Source organism: Rhodococcus indonesiensis (assembly GCF_047782815.1).
GTDB lineage: Bacteria > Actinomycetota > Actinomycetes > Mycobacteriales > Mycobacteriaceae > Rhodococcus > Rhodococcus indonesiensis.
Window position 1 is genome coordinate 3712919 of the sequence record NZ_CP180630.1, and the last position, 18798, is coordinate 3731716.

Annotated in this window: 32 protein-coding genes; 3 read left to right on the forward strand and 29 right to left on the reverse strand. The window is 67.8% G+C overall.

Going from position 1 to position 18798, the window contains the following annotated elements; translation table 11 throughout:
* Nucleotides 1-2 precede the first annotated feature (2 nt).
* On the forward strand, nucleotides 3-1145 hold the full coding sequence (locus ACM26Y_RS17185; RefSeq protein WP_416061449.1) for an acyl-CoA dehydrogenase family protein: 1143 nt from the start codon (nucleotides 3-5) through the stop codon (nucleotides 1143-1145).
* A 131-nt stretch (nucleotides 1146-1276) separates the two neighbouring features.
* On the forward strand, nucleotides 1277-1444 hold the full coding sequence (locus ACM26Y_RS17190; RefSeq protein WP_160320120.1) for a hypothetical protein: 168 nt from the start codon (nucleotides 1277-1279) through the stop codon (nucleotides 1442-1444).
* A gap of 5 nt (nucleotides 1445-1449) precedes the next feature.
* Here the strand turns inward: ACM26Y_RS17190 and ACM26Y_RS17195 are convergent, their stop codons facing one another.
* From ACM26Y_RS17195 to infA, 9 genes are all read right to left on the reverse strand, one after another.
* A complete protein-coding gene (locus ACM26Y_RS17195; RefSeq protein WP_416061450.1) occupies nucleotides 1450-2442 on the reverse strand; it encodes an alpha/beta hydrolase in 993 nt (330 codons plus the stop codon).
* A 101-nt stretch (nucleotides 2443-2543) separates the two neighbouring features.
* Entirely contained in the window at nucleotides 2544-3455 is a 912-nt protein-coding gene (gene truA / locus ACM26Y_RS17200) for a tRNA pseudouridine(38-40) synthase TruA (protein WP_289379190.1), read from the reverse strand.
* Nucleotides 3456-3460: 5 nt separating this feature from the next.
* Nucleotides 3461-4033 (reverse strand): 50S ribosomal protein L17, encoded by a 573-nt coding sequence (rplQ, locus tag ACM26Y_RS17205; protein ID WP_003938063.1) that lies wholly within the window; start codon nucleotides 4031-4033, stop codon nucleotides 3461-3463.
* 31 nt (nucleotides 4034-4064) lie between these two features.
* On the reverse strand, nucleotides 4065-5126 hold the full coding sequence (locus ACM26Y_RS17210) for a DNA-directed RNA polymerase subunit alpha (protein WP_003938064.1): 1062 nt from the start codon (nucleotides 5124-5126) through the stop codon (nucleotides 4065-4067).
* A gap of 102 nt (nucleotides 5127-5228) precedes the next feature.
* On the reverse strand, nucleotides 5229-5834 hold the full coding sequence (gene rpsD / locus ACM26Y_RS17215; protein ID WP_003938065.1) for a 30S ribosomal protein S4: 606 nt from the start codon (nucleotides 5832-5834) through the stop codon (nucleotides 5229-5231).
* Between the two features lie 21 nt (nucleotides 5835-5855).
* A complete protein-coding gene (gene rpsK, locus ACM26Y_RS17220) occupies nucleotides 5856-6269 on the reverse strand; it encodes a 30S ribosomal protein S11 (protein WP_003938066.1) in 414 nt (137 codons plus the stop codon).
* The gene (gene rpsM / locus ACM26Y_RS17225) at nucleotides 6269-6637 is read right to left on the reverse strand and encodes a 30S ribosomal protein S13 (RefSeq protein WP_003938067.1); all 369 of its coding nucleotides are present in this window, start codon (nucleotides 6635-6637) and stop codon (nucleotides 6269-6271) included. The genes rpsK and rpsM overlap by 1 nt, the downstream gene beginning before the upstream one ends.
* Nucleotides 6638-6881: 244 nt before the next feature.
* On the reverse strand, nucleotides 6882-6995 hold the full coding sequence (gene rpmJ, locus ACM26Y_RS17230; RefSeq protein WP_003938068.1) for a 50S ribosomal protein L36: 114 nt from the start codon (nucleotides 6993-6995) through the stop codon (nucleotides 6882-6884).
* A gap of 91 nt (nucleotides 6996-7086) precedes the next feature.
* On the reverse strand, nucleotides 7087-7308 hold the full coding sequence (gene infA / locus ACM26Y_RS17235) for a translation initiation factor IF-1 (protein ID WP_003886926.1): 222 nt from the start codon (nucleotides 7306-7308) through the stop codon (nucleotides 7087-7089).
* A gap of 171 nt (nucleotides 7309-7479) precedes the next feature.
* Between infA and dtd the strand changes: the two genes are divergently transcribed.
* Nucleotides 7480-7917: a D-aminoacyl-tRNA deacylase gene (dtd, locus tag ACM26Y_RS17240; protein ID WP_416061451.1), complete on the forward strand. Its 438-nt coding sequence runs from the start codon at nucleotides 7480-7482 to the stop codon at nucleotides 7915-7917.
* Between the two features lie 81 nt (nucleotides 7918-7998).
* On the opposite strand, the gene map is transcribed toward dtd, so the two are convergent.
* From map to rplB, 20 genes are all read right to left on the reverse strand, one after another.
* Nucleotides 7999-8796 carry a type I methionyl aminopeptidase gene (map, locus tag ACM26Y_RS17245; protein WP_003938070.1) on the reverse strand — a complete coding sequence of 266 codons (798 nt, stop codon included), beginning with the start codon at nucleotides 8794-8796 and terminating at the stop codon, nucleotides 7999-8001.
* Between the two features lie 18 nt (nucleotides 8797-8814).
* Nucleotides 8815-9360 (reverse strand): adenylate kinase, encoded by a 546-nt coding sequence (locus ACM26Y_RS17250; RefSeq protein ID WP_003938071.1) that lies wholly within the window; start codon nucleotides 9358-9360, stop codon nucleotides 8815-8817.
* Nucleotides 9357-10670 carry a preprotein translocase subunit SecY gene (secY, locus tag ACM26Y_RS17255; protein WP_003938072.1) on the reverse strand — a complete coding sequence of 438 codons (1314 nt, stop codon included), beginning with the start codon at nucleotides 10668-10670 and terminating at the stop codon, nucleotides 9357-9359. The genes ACM26Y_RS17250 and secY overlap by 4 nt, the downstream gene beginning before the upstream one ends.
* A 247-nt stretch (nucleotides 10671-10917) precedes the next feature.
* Nucleotides 10918-11361, reverse strand: coding sequence for a 50S ribosomal protein L15 (gene rplO, locus ACM26Y_RS17260; protein WP_003938073.1), 444 nt, complete (start codon nucleotides 11359-11361; stop codon nucleotides 10918-10920).
* On the reverse strand, nucleotides 11358-11558 hold the full coding sequence (rpmD, locus tag ACM26Y_RS17265; protein ID WP_003938074.1) for a 50S ribosomal protein L30: 201 nt from the start codon (nucleotides 11556-11558) through the stop codon (nucleotides 11358-11360). Before rpmD ends, rplO begins: the two co-directional genes overlap by 4 nt.
* Nucleotides 11558-12208, reverse strand: a complete 651-nt coding sequence (rpsE, locus tag ACM26Y_RS17270; RefSeq protein ID WP_003938075.1) for a 30S ribosomal protein S5 — start codon at nucleotides 12206-12208, stop codon at nucleotides 11558-11560. The genes rpmD and rpsE overlap by 1 nt, the downstream gene beginning before the upstream one ends.
* Before the next feature lie 31 nt (nucleotides 12209-12239).
* Nucleotides 12240-12647 carry a 50S ribosomal protein L18 gene (gene rplR, locus ACM26Y_RS17275; protein WP_054371930.1) on the reverse strand — a complete coding sequence of 136 codons (408 nt, stop codon included), beginning with the start codon at nucleotides 12645-12647 and terminating at the stop codon, nucleotides 12240-12242.
* Nucleotides 12648-12649: 2 nt separating this feature from the next.
* A complete protein-coding gene (gene rplF / locus ACM26Y_RS17280; RefSeq protein WP_003938077.1) occupies nucleotides 12650-13189 on the reverse strand; it encodes a 50S ribosomal protein L6 in 540 nt (179 codons plus the stop codon).
* 14 nt (nucleotides 13190-13203) lie between these two features.
* A complete protein-coding gene (gene rpsH, locus ACM26Y_RS17285; RefSeq protein WP_003938078.1) occupies nucleotides 13204-13602 on the reverse strand; it encodes a 30S ribosomal protein S8 in 399 nt (132 codons plus the stop codon).
* A 184-nt stretch (nucleotides 13603-13786) separates the two neighbouring features.
* Nucleotides 13787-13972 (reverse strand): type Z 30S ribosomal protein S14, encoded by a 186-nt coding sequence (locus ACM26Y_RS17290; RefSeq protein ID WP_003938079.1) that lies wholly within the window; start codon nucleotides 13970-13972, stop codon nucleotides 13787-13789.
* Between the two features lie 4 nt (nucleotides 13973-13976).
* Nucleotides 13977-14543: a 50S ribosomal protein L5 gene (gene rplE, locus ACM26Y_RS17295; protein ID WP_003938080.1), complete on the reverse strand. Its 567-nt coding sequence runs from the start codon at nucleotides 14541-14543 to the stop codon at nucleotides 13977-13979.
* Between the two features lies 1 nt (nucleotide 14544).
* Complete coding sequence (rplX, locus tag ACM26Y_RS17300; protein WP_003938081.1) at nucleotides 14545-14862, reverse strand: 50S ribosomal protein L24; 318 nt, start codon at nucleotides 14860-14862, stop codon at nucleotides 14545-14547.
* Nucleotides 14862-15230, reverse strand: coding sequence for a 50S ribosomal protein L14 (gene rplN / locus ACM26Y_RS17305; RefSeq protein ID WP_003938082.1), 369 nt, complete (start codon nucleotides 15228-15230; stop codon nucleotides 14862-14864). Before rplN ends, rplX begins: the two co-directional genes overlap by 1 nt.
* Nucleotides 15231-15526: 296 nt before the next feature.
* The gene (rpsQ, locus tag ACM26Y_RS17310) at nucleotides 15527-15811 is read right to left on the reverse strand and encodes a 30S ribosomal protein S17 (protein ID WP_040783378.1); all 285 of its coding nucleotides are present in this window, start codon (nucleotides 15809-15811) and stop codon (nucleotides 15527-15529) included.
* Nucleotides 15808-16044 (reverse strand): 50S ribosomal protein L29, encoded by a 237-nt coding sequence (rpmC, locus tag ACM26Y_RS17315; RefSeq protein WP_003938084.1) that lies wholly within the window; start codon nucleotides 16042-16044, stop codon nucleotides 15808-15810. The genes rpsQ and rpmC overlap by 4 nt, the downstream gene beginning before the upstream one ends.
* Nucleotides 16044-16460 carry a 50S ribosomal protein L16 gene (gene rplP, locus ACM26Y_RS17320; RefSeq protein ID WP_003938085.1) on the reverse strand — a complete coding sequence of 139 codons (417 nt, stop codon included), beginning with the start codon at nucleotides 16458-16460 and terminating at the stop codon, nucleotides 16044-16046. Before rplP ends, rpmC begins: the two co-directional genes overlap by 1 nt.
* 3 nt (nucleotides 16461-16463) lie before the next feature.
* A complete protein-coding gene (gene rpsC, locus ACM26Y_RS17325; protein WP_003938086.1) occupies nucleotides 16464-17261 on the reverse strand; it encodes a 30S ribosomal protein S3 in 798 nt (265 codons plus the stop codon).
* Nucleotides 17261-17659 (reverse strand): 50S ribosomal protein L22, encoded by a 399-nt coding sequence (gene rplV / locus ACM26Y_RS17330; RefSeq protein WP_026137933.1) that lies wholly within the window; start codon nucleotides 17657-17659, stop codon nucleotides 17261-17263. Before rplV ends, rpsC begins: the two co-directional genes overlap by 1 nt.
* On the reverse strand, nucleotides 17656-17937 hold the full coding sequence (rpsS, locus tag ACM26Y_RS17335; protein ID WP_003938088.1) for a 30S ribosomal protein S19: 282 nt from the start codon (nucleotides 17935-17937) through the stop codon (nucleotides 17656-17658). The genes rplV and rpsS overlap by 4 nt, the downstream gene beginning before the upstream one ends.
* A gap of 19 nt (nucleotides 17938-17956) precedes the next feature.
* Complete coding sequence (gene rplB, locus ACM26Y_RS17340) at nucleotides 17957-18790, reverse strand: 50S ribosomal protein L2 (RefSeq protein ID WP_003938089.1); 834 nt, start codon at nucleotides 18788-18790, stop codon at nucleotides 17957-17959.
* Between the last annotated feature and the right edge of the window lie 8 nt (nucleotides 18791-18798).

Below are 18798 nucleotides of genomic sequence, written 5' to 3' on the forward strand. Positions count from 1 at the left end.
CCGTGCCCGTCGAGCGCCTGCTGCCCACCCCCGAGGCCTACGACCTCATCGAGCTGACCCGCGACGTCGCGGACAAGGTTCTCGCGCCGCGGGTCGTCGAACACGAGCGCAACGAGACGTTCCCCGAAGGCGTGTTCCCCGCCCTCGGGGCGGCCGGCCTGCTGAGCCTGCCGTACCCGGAGGAGTTCGGTGGCGGGAATCAGCCGTACGAGGTGTACCTGCAGGTGCTCGAGGAACTCGGCGCCCGCTGGGCGGCCGTCGCCGTCGCCGTGAGCGTGCACGGCCTGTCGTGCTTCGCGCTGGCCACCCACGGCACCGAGGAGCAGAAGGCCAGGTGGTTGCCGGACATGCTCGGCGGCGAGACGATCGGCGCCTACAGCCTGTCCGAGCCGCAGGCCGGGTCCGATGCCGCGGCCCTGGCCTGCCGCGCGACAGCCGTGGACGGCGGCTACCGGATCTCCGGGTCGAAGGCGTGGATCACCAACGGCGGCAAGGCGGACTTCTACACGCTGTTCGCCCGGACCTCCGACGCCGGCTCGAAGGGCATCTCCTGCTTCCTCGTGCCCGCCGGGACCGAAGGTCTCAGCTTCGGCAAGCCCGAGGAGAAGATGGGCCTGCATGCCATCCCCACCACGACCGCCCACTACGACGACGCGTTCGTACCCGAGGAGCGCCGTATCGGCGCCGAGGGCCAGGGTCTGCCGATCGCGTTCAGCGCGCTCGATTCGGGTCGCCTCGGGATCGCGGCCGTCGCGGTGGGCCTCGCGCAGGCCGCGCTCGACGAGGCCACCGCGTACGCCAAGGAGCGCAAGGCGTTCGGCAAGAAGATCATCGATCATCAGGGCCTCGGATTCGTCCTCGCCGACATGGCCGCGGCGGTGGACTCGGCCCGCGCCACCTACATCGACGCCGCGCGCCGCAAGGATGCCGGTCTGCCCTACTCGCGGCAGGCGTCGGTCGCCAAGCTCGTCGCGACCGACGCGGCAATGAAGGTGACCACCGACGCCGTGCAGGTACTCGGCGGCTACGGCTACACCCGGGACTTTCCCGTCGAGCGGTTCATGCGGGACGCGAAGATCACGCAGATCTTCGAGGGGACGAACCAGATCCAGCGGTTGGTCATCGCCCGGCACCTGGCCGGCTGACCGGCAGAGGTGTCGGGGCGCGTCGCCGTCCTCCCCGGCGGCGTGCGCGCCCCGACACTGCCCGGATAGCTCGCGCCGCGGAATCTGAAACATCTTCCTGTCAGATTCTGCGAGCCTGCTACCGTGCGCCGGTGAACAGACAGCGCAGGCGGGGCCGCAGGGCCGCGAACCGACTGGAGCGGGCGGCCGATGCCGCGGACGTCGTGGCAACCCTTGCCGAACTGGGGATCCTGTTCCTGAGACTGCTGTCGCTGCCGTTCCGCGCGGCGGCGGCGCTGCTCCGGATGGTCACGACCTGACCGCGCTACGCGCCGATCGCCTCCTCGAGGATCGGCCAGGACTCGTGCAGCGCGTCCTGCCAATAGCCCCACGAATGCGTGCCCTCCACCGCTGTGCTGAAGGTCGCCTCGATCCCGAGTTCGTCGAAGGTCCGTCGCAGCCGTTCGGTGCACTGTGCCGTGGCCGCCTCGATGGATCCGAGGACGAGCAGGTCGACCGGATCCACCTGCCCACCCAGGGCCGCCTCGTGCGGGCCCGGCAGGCCACCGCCGGAGGAGATGTACAGCGTCGTGCCGCGCAGCTTCTCCGCGTTCAGCGCCGCGTCGTTGGCCATCCACCCCGGGCCACCGATCGGGCCCCACATGTTCTCGACGTCGCCGCCCCCGATCGTGACGACGGCCTCGACGTAGCTGCGTCCCGGATCGCTGCTCGTCTGAGCGCACCCGCTGTAGGACGCCACCGCCTCGTACAGTCCCGGCGCCTGCTGCGCGAGAGCCAGCACCGAACTGCCCGACATCGACATTCCCGCGACGGCGTTGCGACCGTCGGCGCCCAGTGCCGCGTCCACGACCGGCGGCAGTTCCGACGTCAGGAACGTCGCCCATCGGTGCCGGCCGAGCTTCGGGTCGTCACGCACCCAGTCCGTGTAGTACGAGAAGGCGCCGCCCACCGGGGTGACGACGTTGACGTTCCTGCCGTCGAAGAACTCGCGGACGTCCGTCTGCTCCCGCCAGTTCGCGGCGTCTTCACCCCCGCCGGCGCCGTTGAGCAGGTAGAAGGTGGGCCGGGCAACGGAAGTGTCGGCGGGCCGGATCACCTCGACCGGGATCACCCGGTCCATGGACGGCGAGTACACGTGCAGCACCCAGTCGCGCGCGGTCCGCTCCTCCACGTGATCGACGTAGGCCCCGGCCGGAGCCGGCTCGGCGGCCGCCGGCGCCGTCAGCAGCGACGCCGCGGCGAACAGCGCCGCCGCGATCGTCGCGCCGCGTCGCCGGATCGCGGGCATGTCGAGCACTGCGCCTCCCTCTCACATGCCGATCCCCCGGCCGGGCCGGCCGGGGGAGGTGCTCGTCGGAACATATCACCGGAAGGCACATATCACCGGAAGGCCGCGGGTCAGCAGCAGCCGGGCCCGATGGGGCCGCGCAGCTCGCGGGTGGCCGCGTTGCGCGCCGCGAGTTCGCCGTCGGGGGGATAGTCGACGCCGACGAGGCTGAGTCCGTGCGCCGGAGCCACGGCCACGGCCGCGGCGCGCTGCCGTTCGTCGAGCAGCGCGGTCATCCACTCGACACTGCGCCGCCCCTCCCCTACTGCGAGCGCCGCCCCGACGAGGCTGCGCACCATCGACCAGCAGAACGCGTCTGCGCTCACGTGCGCGGTCAGGATGTCCCCCGTGCTCGTCCAGTCGAAGCGTTGCAGTTCGCGGACCGTCGTCGCGCCCTCGCGCCGCTTGCAGAACGCCGCGAAGTCGTGCAGGCCCAGCAGCGACCGCGACGCGGCACGCATCGCGTCGACGTCCACCGGCTTGGGCCAGGCGACGGTGTCGCGGGCCCGCAGCGGCTCGGCGCCGTAGACGGCGGTGGTGAGCCGGTACTCGTAGTGCCGGCGGACCGCCGAGAAACGGGCGTCGAAGTGCGGCGGGGCGACGGAGATGCCGGTGACGCGGACGTCGCGCGGCAGGAACCGCGCGAGCCGTCGCACCAGACGGGCGAGGTCGTCCGGAAGGGCAGCGGCGGGGACGTCGACGTGCGCGACCTGACCGGACGCATGCACCCCGGCATCGGTCCGCCCGGCGACCGTGAGCTGGACCGGTGCGCGCACGACCGCCCCGAGTTTCTCTTCGATCTCCCCGCACACCGTCCGTCGTCCGGGTTGCCGTGCCCAGCCGGAGAAGTCGGTGCCGTCGTAGGCGATGTCGAGCCGCAGCCGGGTGCTGTCCCCCGCGGCGGACGGGTTCTCGAAAGCAACGGGCCCGCCGCCCCGGTTCGGGGCGACGGGCTCGTTCGCTTCAGCGGATGCCGAAACCAAGTGGACTAGTCCTTCTTGGCCTCGTCGGCGTCCTTGGCGTCGGCCGCGGTGGCGGTCTCGTCCTCGATCGCGTCGACGACGGCGTCCGCGTTCTCGACCTGCGCGTCGGAGGCGTCGGCCTCGACGGCTTCGACGACGTTCTCCTCGGCCGGGGCCTCGGTGGCCGGCGCGCTCTGCGAGGCGGCGACGCGACGGGCGCGGTCGGCCTCGGAGGTGACGGTCTTCTCCTTGACGAGCTCGATGATCGCCATGGGAGCGTTGTCACCCTTGCGCGGCATCGTCTTGACGATGCGGGTGTAGCCGCCGTTGCGGTCCTCGTAGAACGGGCCGATCTCCGCGAACAGCGTGTGGACGACGTCCTTGTTGCGGATGACCTTCAGCACCTCACGACGGTTGGCCAGCGTGCCGGCCTTCGCGTGCGTGACGAGCTTCTCGGCGTAGGGCCGCAGGGCCTTGGCCTTGGCCTCGGTGGTGGTGATGCGGCCGTGCTCGAAGAGCGCAGTGGCCAGGTTGGCCAGCAGCGCCTTCTGGTGCGAGGCCGACCCGCCGAAGCGGGCACCCTTCTTGGGCTTGGGCATGATGAATCTCCTAGTAACGGACCGTGAGCTGCTACAGCTGCTCGGTCTCGGCGTAGTCCTCGTTCCCCTCGGCGTCGCCGAAGGAACCGGCGTCCGTATCGCTCCAGGTACCGGTCGCGGCGTCGTAGCCGGCGACGGTGCTCGGGTCGAAGGACGCGGGGCTGTCCTTGAGGGAGAGGCCGAGCGAGTGCAGCTTGACCTTCACCTCGTCGATGGACTTCTGACCGAAGTTGCGGATGTCGAGCAGGTCGGACTCCGTGCGTGCCACGAGCTCACCGACGGTGTGCACACCCTCGCGCTTGAGGCAGTTGTAGGACCGGACCGTCAGGTCGAGATCCTCGATGGGGAGTCCGAAGGAGGCGATGTGGTCGGCCTCGGCGGGCGAGGGACCGATCTCGATGCCTTCTGCTTCGACGTTCAGCTCACGAGCCAGACCGAAGAGCTCCACCAGGGTCTTGCCCGCCGAAGCGAGCGCGTCCCGCGCGGTGATCGAGTTCTTGGTCTCCACGTCGAGAATCAACCGATCGAAGTCGGTGCGCTGCTCGACGCGGGTCGCCTCCACCTTGTAGGTCACCTTGAGCACCGGCGAGTAGATCGAATCGACCGGGATGCGGCCGATCTCGGCGCCGGACGCCTTGTTCTGGACGGCAGGGACGTAGCCGCGGCCGCGCTCGACGACGAGCTCGATCTCCAGCTTGCCCTTGTCGTTCAGGGTGGCGATGTGCAGGTCCGGGTTGTGGACGGTGACACCGGCCGGGGGCACGATGTCGCCCGCGGTCACGGTGCCGGGGCCCTGCTTGCGGACGTACATGGTGACCGGCTCGTCCTCTTCCGAGCTGACCACGAGGCCCTTGAGGTTCAGGATGATGTCGGTGACATCCTCCTTGACCCCGGGAACCGTGGTGAACTCGTGGAGCACGCCGTCGATGCGAATGCTGGTGACGGCCGCGCCCGGAATCGAGGACAGCAGGGTGCGACGAAGCGAGTTGCCGAGGGTGTACCCGAAGCCCGGCTCGAGGGGTTCGATGACGAACTTCGAGCGGTTGTCGGCGATGACCTCTTCGCTGAGGGTGGGTCGCTGCGAGATGAGCATGGAGTGCCTCCTTGTGGGCGTCCGCCATATGACGCCCTGGTCGGGATGTGGTGTCCCCCCGGACCTCGGGAGGACCGGAAGGACACCACGGCGCGAAGCGCCTTACTTCGAGTAGTACTCGACGATCAGCTGTTCCTGCAGCGGGATGTCGATCTGCGCGCGCTCGGGGAGCTGGTGGACCAGCACCCGCAGACGCGGGCCGACGACCTGCAGCCAACCCGGGATCGGACGATCGCCCTGGGTCTCACGGGCCACCTGGAAGGGCAGCGTGCCCAGCGACTTCTCGCGGACGTCGATGATGTCGTACTGCGAGACGCGGTAGCTGGGGATGTCGACCTTCTTGCCGTTCACCAGGAAGTGGCCGTGGCTCACCAGCTGGCGGGCCTGACGGCGGGTCCGGGCGAGACCGGCGCGGTAGACGACGTTGTCCAGACGCGACTCGAGGATGGTCAGCAGGACCTCACCGGTCTTGCCGGGGCGGCCGGCGGCCTCCTCGTAGTAGCGACGGAACTGCTTTTCCATCACGCCGTAGGAGAAGCGGGCCTTCTGCTTCTCCTGCAGCTGGAGCAGGTATTCGCTCTCCTTGATCCGCGCGCGGCCGTGCTGGCCGGGCGGGTAGGGGCGACGCTCGAACGCCTGGTCGCCTCCGACGAGGTCGACGCGCAGACGACGCGACTTACGGGTAACGGGACCGGTATAGCGAGCCATGATTCAAACCTTCCTTTCCCGTTAGACGCGACGCCGCTTGGGCGGACGGCAGCCGTTGTGCGGCTGGGGGGTGACGTCGGAGATGGTGCCGACCTCGAGGCCCGCGGCCTGGAGGGAACGGATCGCCGTCTCGCGGCCCGAGCCCGGGCCCTTCACGAAGACGTCGACCTTCTTGACACCGTGCTCCTGCGCCTTGCGGGCAGCGTTCTCGGCGGCGAGCTGCGCGGCGAACGGGGTCGACTTGCGCGAACCCTTGAAGCCGACGTGGCCGGAGGACGCCCAGGAGATGACGTTGCCGTTCGGGTCCGTGATGGACACGATCGTGTTGTTGAAGGTGCTCTTGATGTGAGCGGCACCGTGCGGGACGTTCTTCTTGTCCCTGCGGCGCGCCTTCTGGGTCTTCTTGGGACCGGTGCTGCGTGACTTGGGAGGCATTACTTCTTCTTTCCTGCGACGGTGCGCTTCGGACCCTTACGGGTGCGGGCGTTGGTCTTGGTGCGCTGTCCACGCACGGGCAGACCACGACGGTGTCGCAGGCCCTGGTAGCAGCCGATCTCGATCTTGCGACGGATGTCCGCCTGGACCTCGCGGCGGAGGTCACCCTCGACCTTGTAGGTCTCCTCGATGAACTCGCGCAGCTTGGCGAGATCCTCGTCGGAGAGGTCCTTGCTGCGCAGATCCGGGCTCACGCCGGTGGCCTCGAGGATCTCCTTCGAGCGGGTACGGCCGATGCCGTAGATGTAGGTCAGTGCGATCTCCATCCGCTTTTCGCGGGGAAGATCGACACCTGCGAGACGTGCCATGTGGCATTCCTATTCGGTGTGCGGAGGTCTGCTCCCAGCCCGTCCCCTGCGTCGTGAAACTGTGTGGTCCCGCGGCCCGGCCGAAGCCGGAACGCCGGTAGTCCGAAACACAGTGGGGCCCCGGCCTCCGAACCGGGGGTGTATCGCGCGGCTCCCCGACGAATCGGGAATCGTGACCGAACGACTGGTACTGGAAGGTCTTCTCTAGCTTGTTGCCAAGCCGATCTGTCGAAGAGCGGGTGGTCTAGCCCTGGCGCTGCTTGTGGCGCAGGTTCTCGCAGATCACCATGACCCGGCCGTTACGGCGGATCACCTTGCACTTCTCGCAGATCTTCTTGACGCTCGGCTGAACCTTCACGGTGCGTCTGATCTCCTGTGTGTACGCCTGCGGCAGAGCACGAGGCATGCTGCAGACATGGTTCTCCCCGACCGTGCGGCCGGGGAAGCTCTTACTTGTAGCGGTAGACGATGCGCCCACGCGACAGGTCGTAGGGCGAGAGCTCTACGACAACCCGGTCCTCGGGCAGGATGCGAATGTAGTGCTGACGCATCTTGCCGCTGATGTGAGCCAGGACCTTGTGACCGTTCTCGAGCTCAATGCGAAACATCGCATTGGGCAGCGGCTCGATCACTCGACCCTCGACCTCGATGGCTCCGTCTTTCTTGGCCATATCCTCCGCGATCCGTGTTGTTCGGCGTGTGGTTGCATCGGTGTCCGTTACCGTGACGCTCGGCGTGCCCGGACTGCGGACACCCGCAGACCGGCGCGCAGGGCGCACCATCGATCTATGTTACGGGAACTTTCCCACCAGGGCCAAATGCCGACATACAGGAGGACAGCCGTGCGGGCGTTGGTTCAGCGGGTGACGGGTGCCGCCGTCGCGGTCGACGGCCGCGAGGTCGCCCGGATCTCACCCCCGGTCGGCGGTCACGGCCTGCTCGTGCTCGTCGGCGTGACCCACGACGACGACGCGGCCAAGGCCGCGACGCTGGCCCGGAAGGTGTGGACGATGCGGATCCTCGAGGACGAGAAGTCGGCGTCCGATCTGGCGGCCCCGATCCTCGTGGTCAGCCAGTTCACGCTCATGGCCGACACGCGCAAGAGCCGGCGCCCGTCGTGGTCGGCCGCCGCACCGCGCGCCGTGGCCGAACCGCTGGTGGACGAGTTCGCGTCGGCTCTGCGGGAGCTGGGCGCCGACCCGCAGACCGGCGTCTTCGGGGAGCACATGGAGGTGAGCCTGGTGAACGACGGCCCGGTCACTCTCCTGGTCGAGGTGTGAACCGGGGTCTGCGACCCGAGCGAATGTCTCGTTCGGCTCGTCGGGCAGCGAGCGAGACATTCGCTCGCCACCACCGCCGCACTACTCCGGGCGCAGGGTGAGGATGCGGGGACCGTCCTCGGTCACCGCGACGGTGTGCTCCCAGTGCGCGGCGCGGCTGCCGTCGGTCGTGACGACGGTCCACTTGTCGTCGAGCACCTCGGTCTCGTAGGTACCGAGCGTCAGCATCGGTTCGATGGCGAGCACGGATCCCACCACGAGGCGCGGGCCCTTCCCGGGCTCGCCCTCGTTCGGCAGGAACGGATCCATGTGCATCTCGCGGCCGATGGCGTGCCCGCCGTATCCGTCGACGATGCCGTAGCGCCGGCCGTGCAACCGTTCGGCCTCGCGGGTGCCGGTCTCGATGGCGTGCGAGACGTCGGTGAGCCGGTTGTCCGGCAGCATCGCCGCGATGCCCGCCTCCATCGACAGCCGTGTCGCATCGCTGAGATCGACGTCGGCGGCGGCGAGTTCCCCGACGCCGAAAGTCCACGCCGAGTCGCCGTGCCAGCCGTCGAGGATCGCGCCGCAGTCGATCGACACGAGATCGCCCTCGGCGAGGATCTCCGTCGCCGAGGGGATTCCGTGCACCACGCGGTCGTTCACCGACGAGCAGATCGAGCCGGTGAACCCGTGGTAGCCCAGGAAGGAGGGGACGGCCCCCGCGTCACGGATGACCGCCTCCGCCACCTGGTCCAGTTCCAGGGTGCTCACGCCCGGCTTCGCCGCCTCGCGGACCGCCACGAGTGCGGCCCCGACCACAGCGCCCGCCGCCGCCATCGCATCGAGTTCACCGGCGGTGCGGAACGGAACCACCTTGCGCTTGCGCCCGAAACCCATCGTCTTGCTCCTGCGTCCTTACTTGCCGAGGGCCGCGAGGGCGCGGGCGTTGATCTCGTCGACCTCGCCGACGGCATCGACCGTGACGAGCGCGTCGGCGTAGTAGTCGAGCAGCGGCGCCGTCTCCTCGCGGTACACCCGGAGCCGATTGCGGATGACGTCCTCGGTGTCGTCGGCGCGGCCGCGGGCGAGCATCCGCTCGACCACGACGTCCTCGTCGATGTCGAAGGAGAGAACGCCGTCGAGCTTCGTGTCCAGGTCCTTCAGGATGGACTCGAGTTCACGAGCCTGTTCCACGCTCCGGGGGAAGCCGTCGAGCAGGAAGCCGTCGACCGCGTCGGGCTCGGCGAGACGGGCGCGCACCATGTTGTTGGTGATCTCGGCGGGCACGAGCTCGCCGGCGTCGATGTACTTCTTGGCTTCGACACCGAGCGGGGTGCCCTGCCCGATGTTGGCCCGGAACAGATCCCCGGTGGAGATCGCGGGGACGCCGAGCTTCTCCGACAGGATGGCGGCCTGCGTGCCCTTGCCGGCACCGGGCGGACCGAGGAGTACAAGTCTCACTTGAGGAACCCTTCGTAGTTGCGCTGCATGAGTTGACTTTCGATCTGCTTGACAGTGTCCAGCGCGACACTGACGAGAATGAGCACCGCGGCGCCACCGAAGATGCTGGTGGCGGTCTGGCTGCCCGAGAGGAAGAAGTTGGGCAGCGTCGCGATGAGACCCAGGTACAGCGAACCTGGCACCGTGATGCGGTTGAGGACGTAGCTGAGGTACTCGGCGGTCGGGCGTCCCGGCCGGATGCCCGGGATGAAGCCGCCGTACTTCTTCATCTCGTCGGCCCGTTCCTCCGGATTGAAGGTGATGGCGACGTAGAAGAAGACGAAGAAGACGATCAGCCCGAAGTAGATCGCGATGTAGACCGGGTTGTTCGGATTCACCAGGTACTCGTTGATGATCCGCTGCCACCAGCTCGGATCGGTGGCCGAGGTGGCTCCGGTCAGCTGGGCGATGAGGTTCGGCAGGTACAGCAGCGACGACGCGAAGATCACCGGGATGATGCCGGCCTGGTTCACCTTCAACGGCAGGTACGTCGAAGACCCGCCGTACATGCGCCGGCCCACCATGCGCTTGGCGTACTGCACCGGGATCCGGCGCTGGCCCTGCTCGACGAACACCACGCCGGTGATGACCACCAGCGCGACGACGAGGACGATCGTGAAGACCAGCCCGCCGCGGGACTCGAGGATGGTGCGGCCCTCGGACGGCAGCCGCGAGGCGATGCCGGCGAAGATCAGGATCGACATGCCGTTGCCGACGCCGCGCTCGGTGATGAGCTCACCGAACCACATGACGAGCGCCGCACCGGCCGTCATGACCAGCACGATCACGACCATGCCGAAGATGCTGTCGTCGGCGAGGATCGGTTCGGAACAGCCCTGCAACAGCTGCCCGCGCGCCGCGAGGGCGACGATGCCGGTGGACTGCAGCACGGCGAGCGCCACCGCGAGGTAGCGCGTGTACTGCGTCATCTTGGCCTGCCCCGCCTGGCCTTCCTTGCGCAACTCCTCGAAGCGCGGAATGACCACCGTCAGCAGCTGCACGATGATGCTTGCGGTGATGAACGGCATGATGCCGATCGCGAACACCGACAGCTGCAACAGGGCGCCGCCGGAGAACAGGTTGATCAGCGAGTAGATCCCGGCGGAGTCCCCGCCGCTGAGCTGATCGATGCAGGCACGCACGTTGCCGTAGTCGACGCCCGGAGACGGCAGCGTCGCGCCGAGGCGGTACAGGGCCACCAACCCGAGCGCGACGAGGATCTTCCGCCTCAGGTCCGGGGTCCTGAGGGCCGAGACGAAGGCGGAAAGCAAAGATCCTCCTGGCAGGGCGAAACGGGAGACTGTGGATCGACGCGCGGGGTCCGACGGTCGACAACTCTTGAACTCTAGCAGCGCGCCCGGAACCGGTGCCGTGGCGCCGGGTCGGGGCTGCTCGTCCCCGCGGCGACAGGATGCCGCCGTGCGGTGTCCGGCAGGGCGGGAACGCCGAACGGCCGCACTGCAACACGTGCTGCAGTGCGGCCGTTCGTGTGCTGTGCGTCACGCACGAGCGAACCGGTCAGGCCAGTTCGGTCGCGGTGCCGCCGGCAGCGGTGATCTTCTCCTTGGCGGAGCCGGAGAACTTGTTCGCGGTCACCTGCACGGCCACCGTGAGCTCGCCCTCGCCGAGGACCTTCACGAGCTGGTTCTTGCGAACCGCGCCCTTGGCGACGAGCTCGTCGACGCCGACCTGTCCACCCTCGGGGAAGAGACGGGCGATGTCGCCGACGTTGACGACCTGGTACTCGGTGCGGAAGGCGTTCTTGAAGCCCTTGAGCTTCGGCAGCCGCATGTGCAGCGGCATCTGGCCACCCTCGAAGGCCGCCGAGACGTTCTTGCGCGCCTTGGTGCCCTTCGTACCGCGACCGGCGGTCTTGCCCTTCGAACCCTCACCGCGTCCGACGCGGGTCTTGTCCGTCTTCGCGCCCGGAGCCGGGCGCAGGTGGTGCAGCTTGATTGTCACTTGGAGGCCTCCTCAGCAGTGACTTCCTCGACAACGACGAGGTGACGCACCACGTTGATCAAGCCGCGGTTCTGCGCATTGTCCTCGCGGACCACGGACTGGCGGATCTTCCGCAGACCGAGGGTGCGCAGGCTGTCGCGCTGGTTCGACTTGGTGCCGATGGTGCTCTTGACCTGAGTGATCTTCAGCTCTGCCATTACTTCACGCTCCCAGCGGCCTGTGCCCGGGCGCGCAGCATGCCCGCAGGTGCGACGTCCTCGAGGGCCAGACCGCGGCGAGCCGCGACTTCCTCGGGGCGCTGCAGCTGCTTGAGGGCGGCCACGGTGGCGTGCACGACGTTGATGGCGTTGTCGCTGCCGAGCGACTTCGACAGGATGTCGTGGATGCCCGCGCATTCGAGCACGGCACGCACCGCACCACCGGCGATCACACCGGTACCCGGCGAGGCGGGGCGCAGCATGACGACGCCGGCCGCGGCCTCACCCTGCACCGGGTGCGTGATCGTGGAGCCGATGAGCGGGACGCGGAAGAAGCCCTTGCGAGCCTCCTCGACACCCTTCTGGATGGCCGCGGGAACTTCCTTGGCCTTGCCGTAGCCGACGCCGACCAGGCCGTTGCCGTCGCCCACGATCACCAGTGCGGTGAAGCTGAAGCGACGGCCGCCCTTGACGACCTTCGACACACGGTTGATCGAGACGACACGCTCGATGTAGTTCGACTTCTCGGCGGCACCGCCGCCGCGCGAGTCGCGATCGCGGCGGTCGCGACCACCACGCTGGTCCCCGGTGTTGGGGCCATTCTGTCCGGCGGGGCCGTTGCCGCCGTCACGCCGCTGACGTCCCGGCATCAGGCGTTCCTTCCGTTCGAAGAGATGGTCATCAGAACTTCAACCCGCTTTCGCGAGCCGCGTCTGCGAGGGCCGCGATCCGGCCGCTGTAGGTGTGGCCGCCACGGTCGAAGACCACAGCCTCCACGCCGGCAGCCTTGGCCCGCTCGGCGATCAGCTGGCCGACCTTGGCGCCGCGCGCCTTCTTGTCGCCCTCGAGCGCACGCACGTCCGGCTCGACGGTCGAGGCCGCCGCCAGGGTGGTGCCCGTCAGGTCGTCGACCAGCTGGGCGTGAATGTGGCGCGAGGACCGGTTCACGACGAGACGGGGACGCTCGGCGGTGCCGGCGACCTTCTTGCGCAGACGGAAGTGCCGACGCTGCTTCGACAGCCGACGCCGGGTGGACGCGTCCTTGCCGAGCGGAATCCGCTTGGCCTTCTGGTTCTCGGTCTGGCTCATGATCACTTACCCGTCTTTCCGACCTTGCGGCGCACCTGCTCGCCCTCGTAGCGGATGCCCTTGCCCTTGTACGGGTCGGACTTGCGCAGCCGGCGGATGTTGGCCGCGATCTGGCCGACCTTCTGCTTGTCGATGCCCGAGATCGAGAACTTCGTCGGCGACTCGACCGCGAACGTGATGCCCTCGGGGGCCTCGATCGGGACCGGGTGGCTGTAGCCGAGCGAGAACTCGAGGTCCTTGCCCTTGAGCGCGACGCGGTAGCCGACGCCGTGGATCTCCATCTTCGTGGTGTACCCCTCGGTGACACCCACGATGAGGTTCTGCACGAGCGTGCGCGACAGACCGTGCAGCGCGCGGCTGCGACGCTCGTCGTTCGGACGGCTCACGTTGAGCGCGCCGTCGTCACCCTTGGCGATGGTGATCGGCTCGGCGATGGTCAGCGAGAGGTTGCCCTTGGGGCCCTTCACTGCGACGTCCTGGCCGTCGATGGTCACCTCGACGCCCGACGGGACGGTGACCGGAAGCTTTCCAATACGCGACATTGTGGTGGCCTCCCTTACCAGACGTAGGCGAGGACTTCCCCGCCCACTCCCTGCTTGGCCGCCTGGCGATCGGTGAGCAGGCCGGAGGACGTGGAGATGATCGCCACGCCGAGGCCGCCCAGGACCTTGGGCAGGTTGGTGGATTTCGCGTACACGCGCAGGCCGGGCTTCGACACGCGGCGCACACCGGCGAGGCTGCGCTCACGGGACGGGCCGTACTTGAGGTTGACGACGAGGGTCTTGCCCACCTCGGCATCCTCGGTGCGGAAGTCGGCGATGTAGCCCTCACGCTTGAGGATCTCGGCGATGTTCGCCTTGATCTTCGAGTGGGGAAGCTTCACCTCGTCGTGGTACGCCGTGTTGGCGTTACGCAGACGCGTCAAGAAGTCTGCGATGGGGTCGGTCATGGTCATGGCTGACCTGTTCACCTTTCTCGTTGCGGTTCCCATGCAACACCGGCAGCGGCGACGAACGTGTCGCCGGCGCGGACCGGCCGTGGGCCTACGACGAACTTGGTTTCATGCGGACCGGACGCGGTTGCGACCGGCCCCTGACAGGAGTGACGGTGGACGACCGTGCGGTCGCCCACCGTTCACGTCACCAGGAGCTCTTGTGAACTCCCGGAAGCTGACCGCGGTGTGCCATGTCACGCAGGCAGATGCGGCAGAGTCCGAACTTGCGGAAGACCGAGTGGGGGCGCCCGCAGCGCTGGCAGCGGGTGTAGGCGCGCACCGCGAACTTCGGCTTCTTGTTGGCCTTGTTGACCAGTGCCTTCTTAGCCATGGGCTCAGTTCTCCTTGAACGGGAAGCCGAGGTGCTTGAGCAGGGCACGGCCTTCTTCGTTGTTGGTGGCGGTCGTGACGACGGTGATGTCCATGCCGCGCGGGCGGTCGATCTTGTCCACGTCGATCTCGTGGAACATCGACTGCTCGTTCAGGCCGAACGTGTAGTTGCCGTTGCCGTCGAACTGGTTGCCGTTGAGGCCGCGGAAGTCCCGGATACGGGGCAGCGCGATGGAGACCAGGCGGTCCAGGAACTCCCACATGCGGTCGCCGCGCAGCGTGACGCGCGCGCCGATCGGCATGCCCTCACGCAGCTTGAACTGGGCGATCGACTTGCGGGCCTTGCGGATCTCCGGCTTCTGACCGGTGATCAGAGCCAGGTCGGCGACCGCGCCGTTGATCAGCTTCGCGTCGCGGGCGGCGTCACCGACACCCATGTTGACGACGACCTTCACGACGCCGGGGATCTGCATGACGTTCGCGTAGTCGAACTCCGCGTTCAGCGCGTCGCGGATCTCCTCGCGGTACCGGGTCTTCAGACGCGGTGTGGTCTTGTTCTCGGTGGTGGTCATGTCAGATGTCCTTCCCGTTCTTCCGGGAAATCCGAACGCGCTTGCCGGTTTCCTCGTCGGTCCGGTAGCCCACGCGGGTGGGGTTGCCGTCCGAGTCGACGACCGCAACGTTGGAAACGTGGATCGGGGCCTCCTGCGTCACGATGCCCCCGGAAGAGGCGCCGCGCTCGTTGGCCGAGACCGCCGTGTGCTTCTTGATTCGGTTCACGCCCTCGACGAGGACCCGGTTCTCCTTCGGGTAGGCCGCGATGACCTTGCCCTTGGCACCCTTGTCCTTGCCCGAGATGACGAGCACGGTGTCGCCCTTGTGCACCTTCATCACAGCACCTCCGGAGCGAGCGAGACGATCTTCATGAACCGCTTGTCGCGCAGCTCGCGGCCGACGGGGCCGAAGATGCGGGTGCCACGCGGGTCGTTGTCACCCTTGATGATGACGGCGGCGTTCTCGTCGAACTTGATGTACGAGCCGTCCGGCCGGCGGCGCTCCTTGGCGGTGCGCACGATCACGGCCTTGACGACGTCGCCGCGCTTGACGTTGCCACCGGGGATCGCGTCCTTCACGGTGGCGACGATGATGTCACCGATACCGGCGTAGCGACGGGACGAGCCACCGAGAACGCGGATGCAGAGGATCTCCTTGGCACCCGTGTTGTCGGCGACGCGCAGTCGCGACTCCTGCTGGATCACTTACTTCTCCTTGACCTGGATTGGTGTGTGCGTCAGATTTCCGACCTGGACGCACGCGGTCGTCGGTCGCCCACGGCGCACGCGCGCAAGACACACGGGTCCCGTGAGGCAACCCGTCCAGGGTAGGCGATATACCTCATGCAGGGCAAATCCGCGAACTGTGAGGTCGCTCCCTACCCCGGACCCGGGCGTGTCGTCCGAGGGCGCCCCCGGAAAGACCGACGGCACCCACACCGCGCGCGAGGCGAGCGATGTGGGTGCCGTACTCGATCGTCGTCGACGATGCGAAAGAGGGCTTACTTGGCCTTCTCGAGCACCTCGACCAGACGCCACCGCTTGGTCGCGGACAGCGGACGGGTCTCCATCAGCTGCACGCGGTCGCCGATGCCGGCCACGCCGTTCTCGTCGTGTGCCTTCACCTTGGTGGTACGGCGGATGATCTTGCCGTACAGCGGGTGCTTCACCCGGTCCTCGAGCTCGACCACGATCGTCTTCTCCATCTTGTCGGAGACGACGTAGCCGATGCGGACCTTGCGGCTGCCGCGCTCTTCCTTCTGGGTCACTGCCTTTTCCTCACTCATGCCGCGTCACCCGCATCCGGGCCGGAGGCCAGGCCGAGCTCGCGCTCACGCAGCACCGTGTAGATGCGGGCGATCTCGTTGCGCACGACGCGCAGCCGGCGGTTGTTGTCCAGCTGGCCGGTGGCCATCTGGAAACGAAGGTTGAACAGCTCTTCCTTCGCCTCGCGGAGCTTGGTGACCAGCTCTTCCTCGGTCAGCTCGCGGAGCTCTGTGGCGGGGGTTCCGGTAGCCATCAGAACTGCTCCTCCCTCGTCACGATCCTGCACTTGCACGGGAGCTTGTGCATCGCGCGCCGGAGGGCTTCGCGGGCAATCTCCTCGTTCGGGTAGCTCATCTCGAACATCACCCGTCCGGGCTTGATGTTCGCGACCCACCACTCGGGCGAACCCTTACCGGAACCCATGCGGGTCTCGGCAGGCTTCTTGGTGAGGGGGCGATCCGGGAAGATGTTGATCCAGATCTTGCCGCCACGCTTGATGTGCCGGGTCATGGCGATACGAGCGGACTCGATCTGCCGGTTGGTGATGTAGGCCGGCTCGAGAGCCTGGATGCCGTAGTCACCGAAGGTCACCTGGGTCCCACCCTTGGCGGCACCCGAGCGGCTCGGGTGGTGCTGCTTGCGGTGCTTGACCCGCCGTGGGATCAACATGCGTCAGCCCTCCTGATTCTCGGTCGGAGCGGGTGCATCGGCGGAGGCGGCGCGGCCGGCGTCGGTGCTCGTCGCGGTGGTGCCCGAGGCACCGGAACGACGGGGACGGCTCGGACGCTCGCGACGGGGACGGTCGGCCGGGGCGGCGGCCGCAGCGGCCAGCTCACGACGGCCACCGACGATGTCGCCCTTGTAGATCCAGACCTTCACGCCGATGCGGCCGAAGGTGGTCTTCGCCTCGTACAGGCCGTAGTCGATGTCCGCACGCAGCGTGTGCAGCGGGACGCGGCCTTCACGGTAGAACTCCGAGCGGGACATCTCGGCGCCGCCGAGGCGGCCCGAGCACTGCACCCGGATGCCCTTGACGTTGGGCTGACGCATGGCCGACTGGATGGCCTTGCGCATCGCGCGACGGAACGCCACACGGTTCGAGAGCTGCTCGGCGACGCCCTGCGCCACCAGCTGGGCCTCGGACTCGGCGTTCTTGACCTCGAGGATGTTCAGCTGAACCTGCTTGCCGGTCAGCTTCTCGAGCTCGGCGCGGATGCGATCGGCCTCGGCGCCGCGGCGGCCGATGACGATGCCCGGACGCGCGGTGTGGATGTCCACACGCACACGGTCACGGGTGCGCTCGATCTCGACCTTGGCGATGCCGGCCCGTTCGAGGCCGGTGGCCAGGAACTTGCGGATCGCGACGTCTTCCTTCACGTACTCCGCGTACTGCTTGTCGGCGTACCAGCGCGACTTCCAGTCGGTGGTGATGCCCAGACGGAAGCCGTGCGGGTTGATCTTCTGGCCCACTACTGAGCTCCCTTCCGGCGGTTACGGTTTCCAGCAGACGCAGGCGCCTTGCTCTCGACGATCACGGTGATGTGGCTCGTCCGCTTGCGGATGCGGAATGCACGGCCCTGGGCACGCGGCTGGAACCGCTTGAGGGTCGCGCCCTCGTCGACGTACGCCGTGGCGACGACGAGCGTGCTCGGGTCGAGGTCCAGGTTGTTCTGCGCGTTCGCGGCGGCGCTCGCGATCACCTTGGCGACCGGCTCGGCCGCGGACTGCGGCGCGAACTTCAGGATCGACAGAGCCTCGTCCACGGTCTTGCCCCGGACGATGTCGACGACGCGACGCGCCTTCATCGGGGTCACACGCACGTGGCGCGCAACAGCCCGAGCGCTCTTGTTTGTGGTTTCAGTGCTCATCGACGCTTGCTCTTCCGGTCGTCCTTGATGTGGCCCTTGAACGTACGGGTCGGCGCGAACTCGCCGAGCTTGTGGCCGACCATCGACTCCGAGACGAACACCGGCACGTGCTTGCGACCGTCGTGGACGGCGAACGTGTGACCGATGAAGTCGGGCAGAATGGTGGAACGGCGCGACCAGGTCTTGATGACCTGCTTGGTGCCCTTTTCGTTCTGCGTATCGACCTTCGCCAGGAGGTGGTCGTCGACGAACGGGCCCTTCTTGAGGCTGCGTGGCATTCTCTAACTCCCTCCTTGACTAGCGCTTCTTGCCGGTACGGCGACGACGGACGATGAGCTTGTCGGACGCCTTGTTCTTGCGGGTGCGGCCCTCGGGCTTGCCCCACGGGCTGACCGGGTGGCGACCACCGGAGGTCTTGCCCTCACCACCGCCGTGCGGGTGGTCGACCGGGTTCATGACCACACCACGGACGGTCGGGCGCTTGCCCTTCCAGCGCATGCGGCCGGCCTTGCCCCAGTTGATGTTCGACTGCTCGGCGTTGCCGACCTCGCCGACGGTGGCGCGGCAGCGCACGTCGACGCGGCGGATCTCACCGGAGGGCATACGCAGGGTGGCGTAAGTGCCTTCCTTACCGAGCAGCTGGATGCTGGCGCCGGCGGAACGGGCCATCTTGGCGCCGCCGCCCGGACGCAGTTCCACCGCGTGGATGGTGGTACCGGTCGGGATGTTGCGCAGCGGCAGGTTGTTGCCGGGCTTGATGTCGGCCTGCGGGCCGGACTCGACCGGAGCACCCTGCACCAGGCCCTTGGGGGCGATGATGTAGCGCTTCTCGCCGTCCACGTAGTGCAGCAGGGCGATGCGGGCGGTGCGGTTGGGGTCGTACTCGATGTGAGCGACCTTGGCCGGGATGCCGTCCTTGTCGTTGCGGCGGAAGTCGATCAGGCGGTAGGCACGCTTGTGTCCGCCACCCTTGTGCCGGGTGGTGATGCGGCCGTGCGCGTTGCGGCCACCGCGGCCGTGCAGCGGGCGAACCAGCGACTTCTCGGGCGTCGAGCGGGTGATCTCGGCGAAGTCCGAGACACTCGCGCCACGCCGACCCGGGGTTGTCGGCTTGTACTTACGAATTGCCATGAGTCTTC

Coding starts and splice junctions, on each gene's coding strand:
- rplX (WP_003938081.1), bottom strand. CDS start 14,862: ATGAAGGTGCACAAGGGCGACACCGTGCTCGTCATCTCGGGCAAGGAC.
- rplF (WP_003938077.1), bottom strand. CDS start 13,189: ATGTCGCGTATTGGAAAGCTTCCGGTCACCGTCCCGTCGGGCGTCGAG.
- rplQ (WP_003938063.1), bottom strand. CDS start 4,033: ATGCCCAAGCCCAAGAAGGGTGCCCGCTTCGGCGGGTCGGCCTCGCAC.
- rpsD (WP_003938065.1), bottom strand. CDS start 5,834: ATGGCTCGCTATACCGGTCCCGTTACCCGTAAGTCGCGTCGTCTGCGC.
- rpsQ (WP_040783378.1), bottom strand. CDS start 15,811: ATGAGTGAGGAAAAGGCAGTGACCCAGAAGGAAGAGCGCGGCAGCCGC.
- rpmC (WP_003938084.1), bottom strand. CDS start 16,044: ATGGCTACCGGAACCCCCGCCACAGAGCTCCGCGAGCTGACCGAGGAA.
- rpsM (WP_003938067.1), bottom strand. CDS start 6,637: ATGGCACGTCTCGCAGGTGTCGATCTTCCCCGCGAAAAGCGGATGGAG.
- rpsH (WP_003938078.1), bottom strand. CDS start 13,602: ATGACCATGACCGACCCCATCGCAGACTTCTTGACGCGTCTGCGTAAC.
- ACM26Y_RS17290 (WP_003938079.1), bottom strand. CDS start 13,972: ATGGCTAAGAAGGCACTGGTCAACAAGGCCAACAAGAAGCCGAAGTTC.
- map (WP_003938070.1), bottom strand. CDS start 8,796: ATGGGTTTCGGGCGCAAGCGCAAGGTGGTTCCGTTCCGCACCGCCGGT.
- rplB (WP_003938089.1), bottom strand. CDS start 18,790: ATGGCAATTCGTAAGTACAAGCCGACAACCCCGGGTCGGCGTGGCGCG.
- rpsK (WP_003938066.1), bottom strand. CDS start 6,269: ATGCCTCCCAAGTCACGCAGCACCGGTCCCAAGAAGACCCAGAAGGCG.
- rplE (WP_003938080.1), bottom strand. CDS start 14,543: ATGACCACCACCGAGAACAAGACCACACCGCGTCTGAAGACCCGGTAC.
- rpsE (WP_003938075.1), bottom strand. CDS start 12,208: ATGCCGGGACGTCAGCGGCGTGACGGCGGCAACGGCCCCGCCGGACAG.
- rplR (WP_054371930.1), bottom strand. CDS start 12,647: ATGAGCCAGACCGAGAACCAGAAGGCCAAGCGGATTCCGCTCGGCAAG.
- rplV (WP_026137933.1), bottom strand. CDS start 17,659: ATGAGCACTGAAACCACAAACAAGAGCGCTCGGGCTGTTGCGCGCCAC.
- ACM26Y_RS17210 (WP_003938064.1), bottom strand. CDS start 5,126: ATGCTCATCTCGCAGCGACCCACCCTCAGCGAAGAGGTCATCGCCGAC.
- infA (WP_003886926.1), bottom strand. CDS start 7,308: ATGGCCAAGAAAGACGGAGCCATCGAGGTCGAGGGTCGAGTGATCGAG.
- rpsS (WP_003938088.1), bottom strand. CDS start 17,937: ATGCCACGCAGCCTCAAGAAGGGCCCGTTCGTCGACGACCACCTCCTG.
- rplP (WP_003938085.1), bottom strand. CDS start 16,460: ATGTTGATCCCACGGCGGGTCAAGCACCGCAAGCAGCACCACCCGAGC.
- rpmD (WP_003938074.1), bottom strand. CDS start 11,558: ATGGCAGAGCTGAAGATCACTCAGGTCAAGAGCACCATCGGCACCAAG.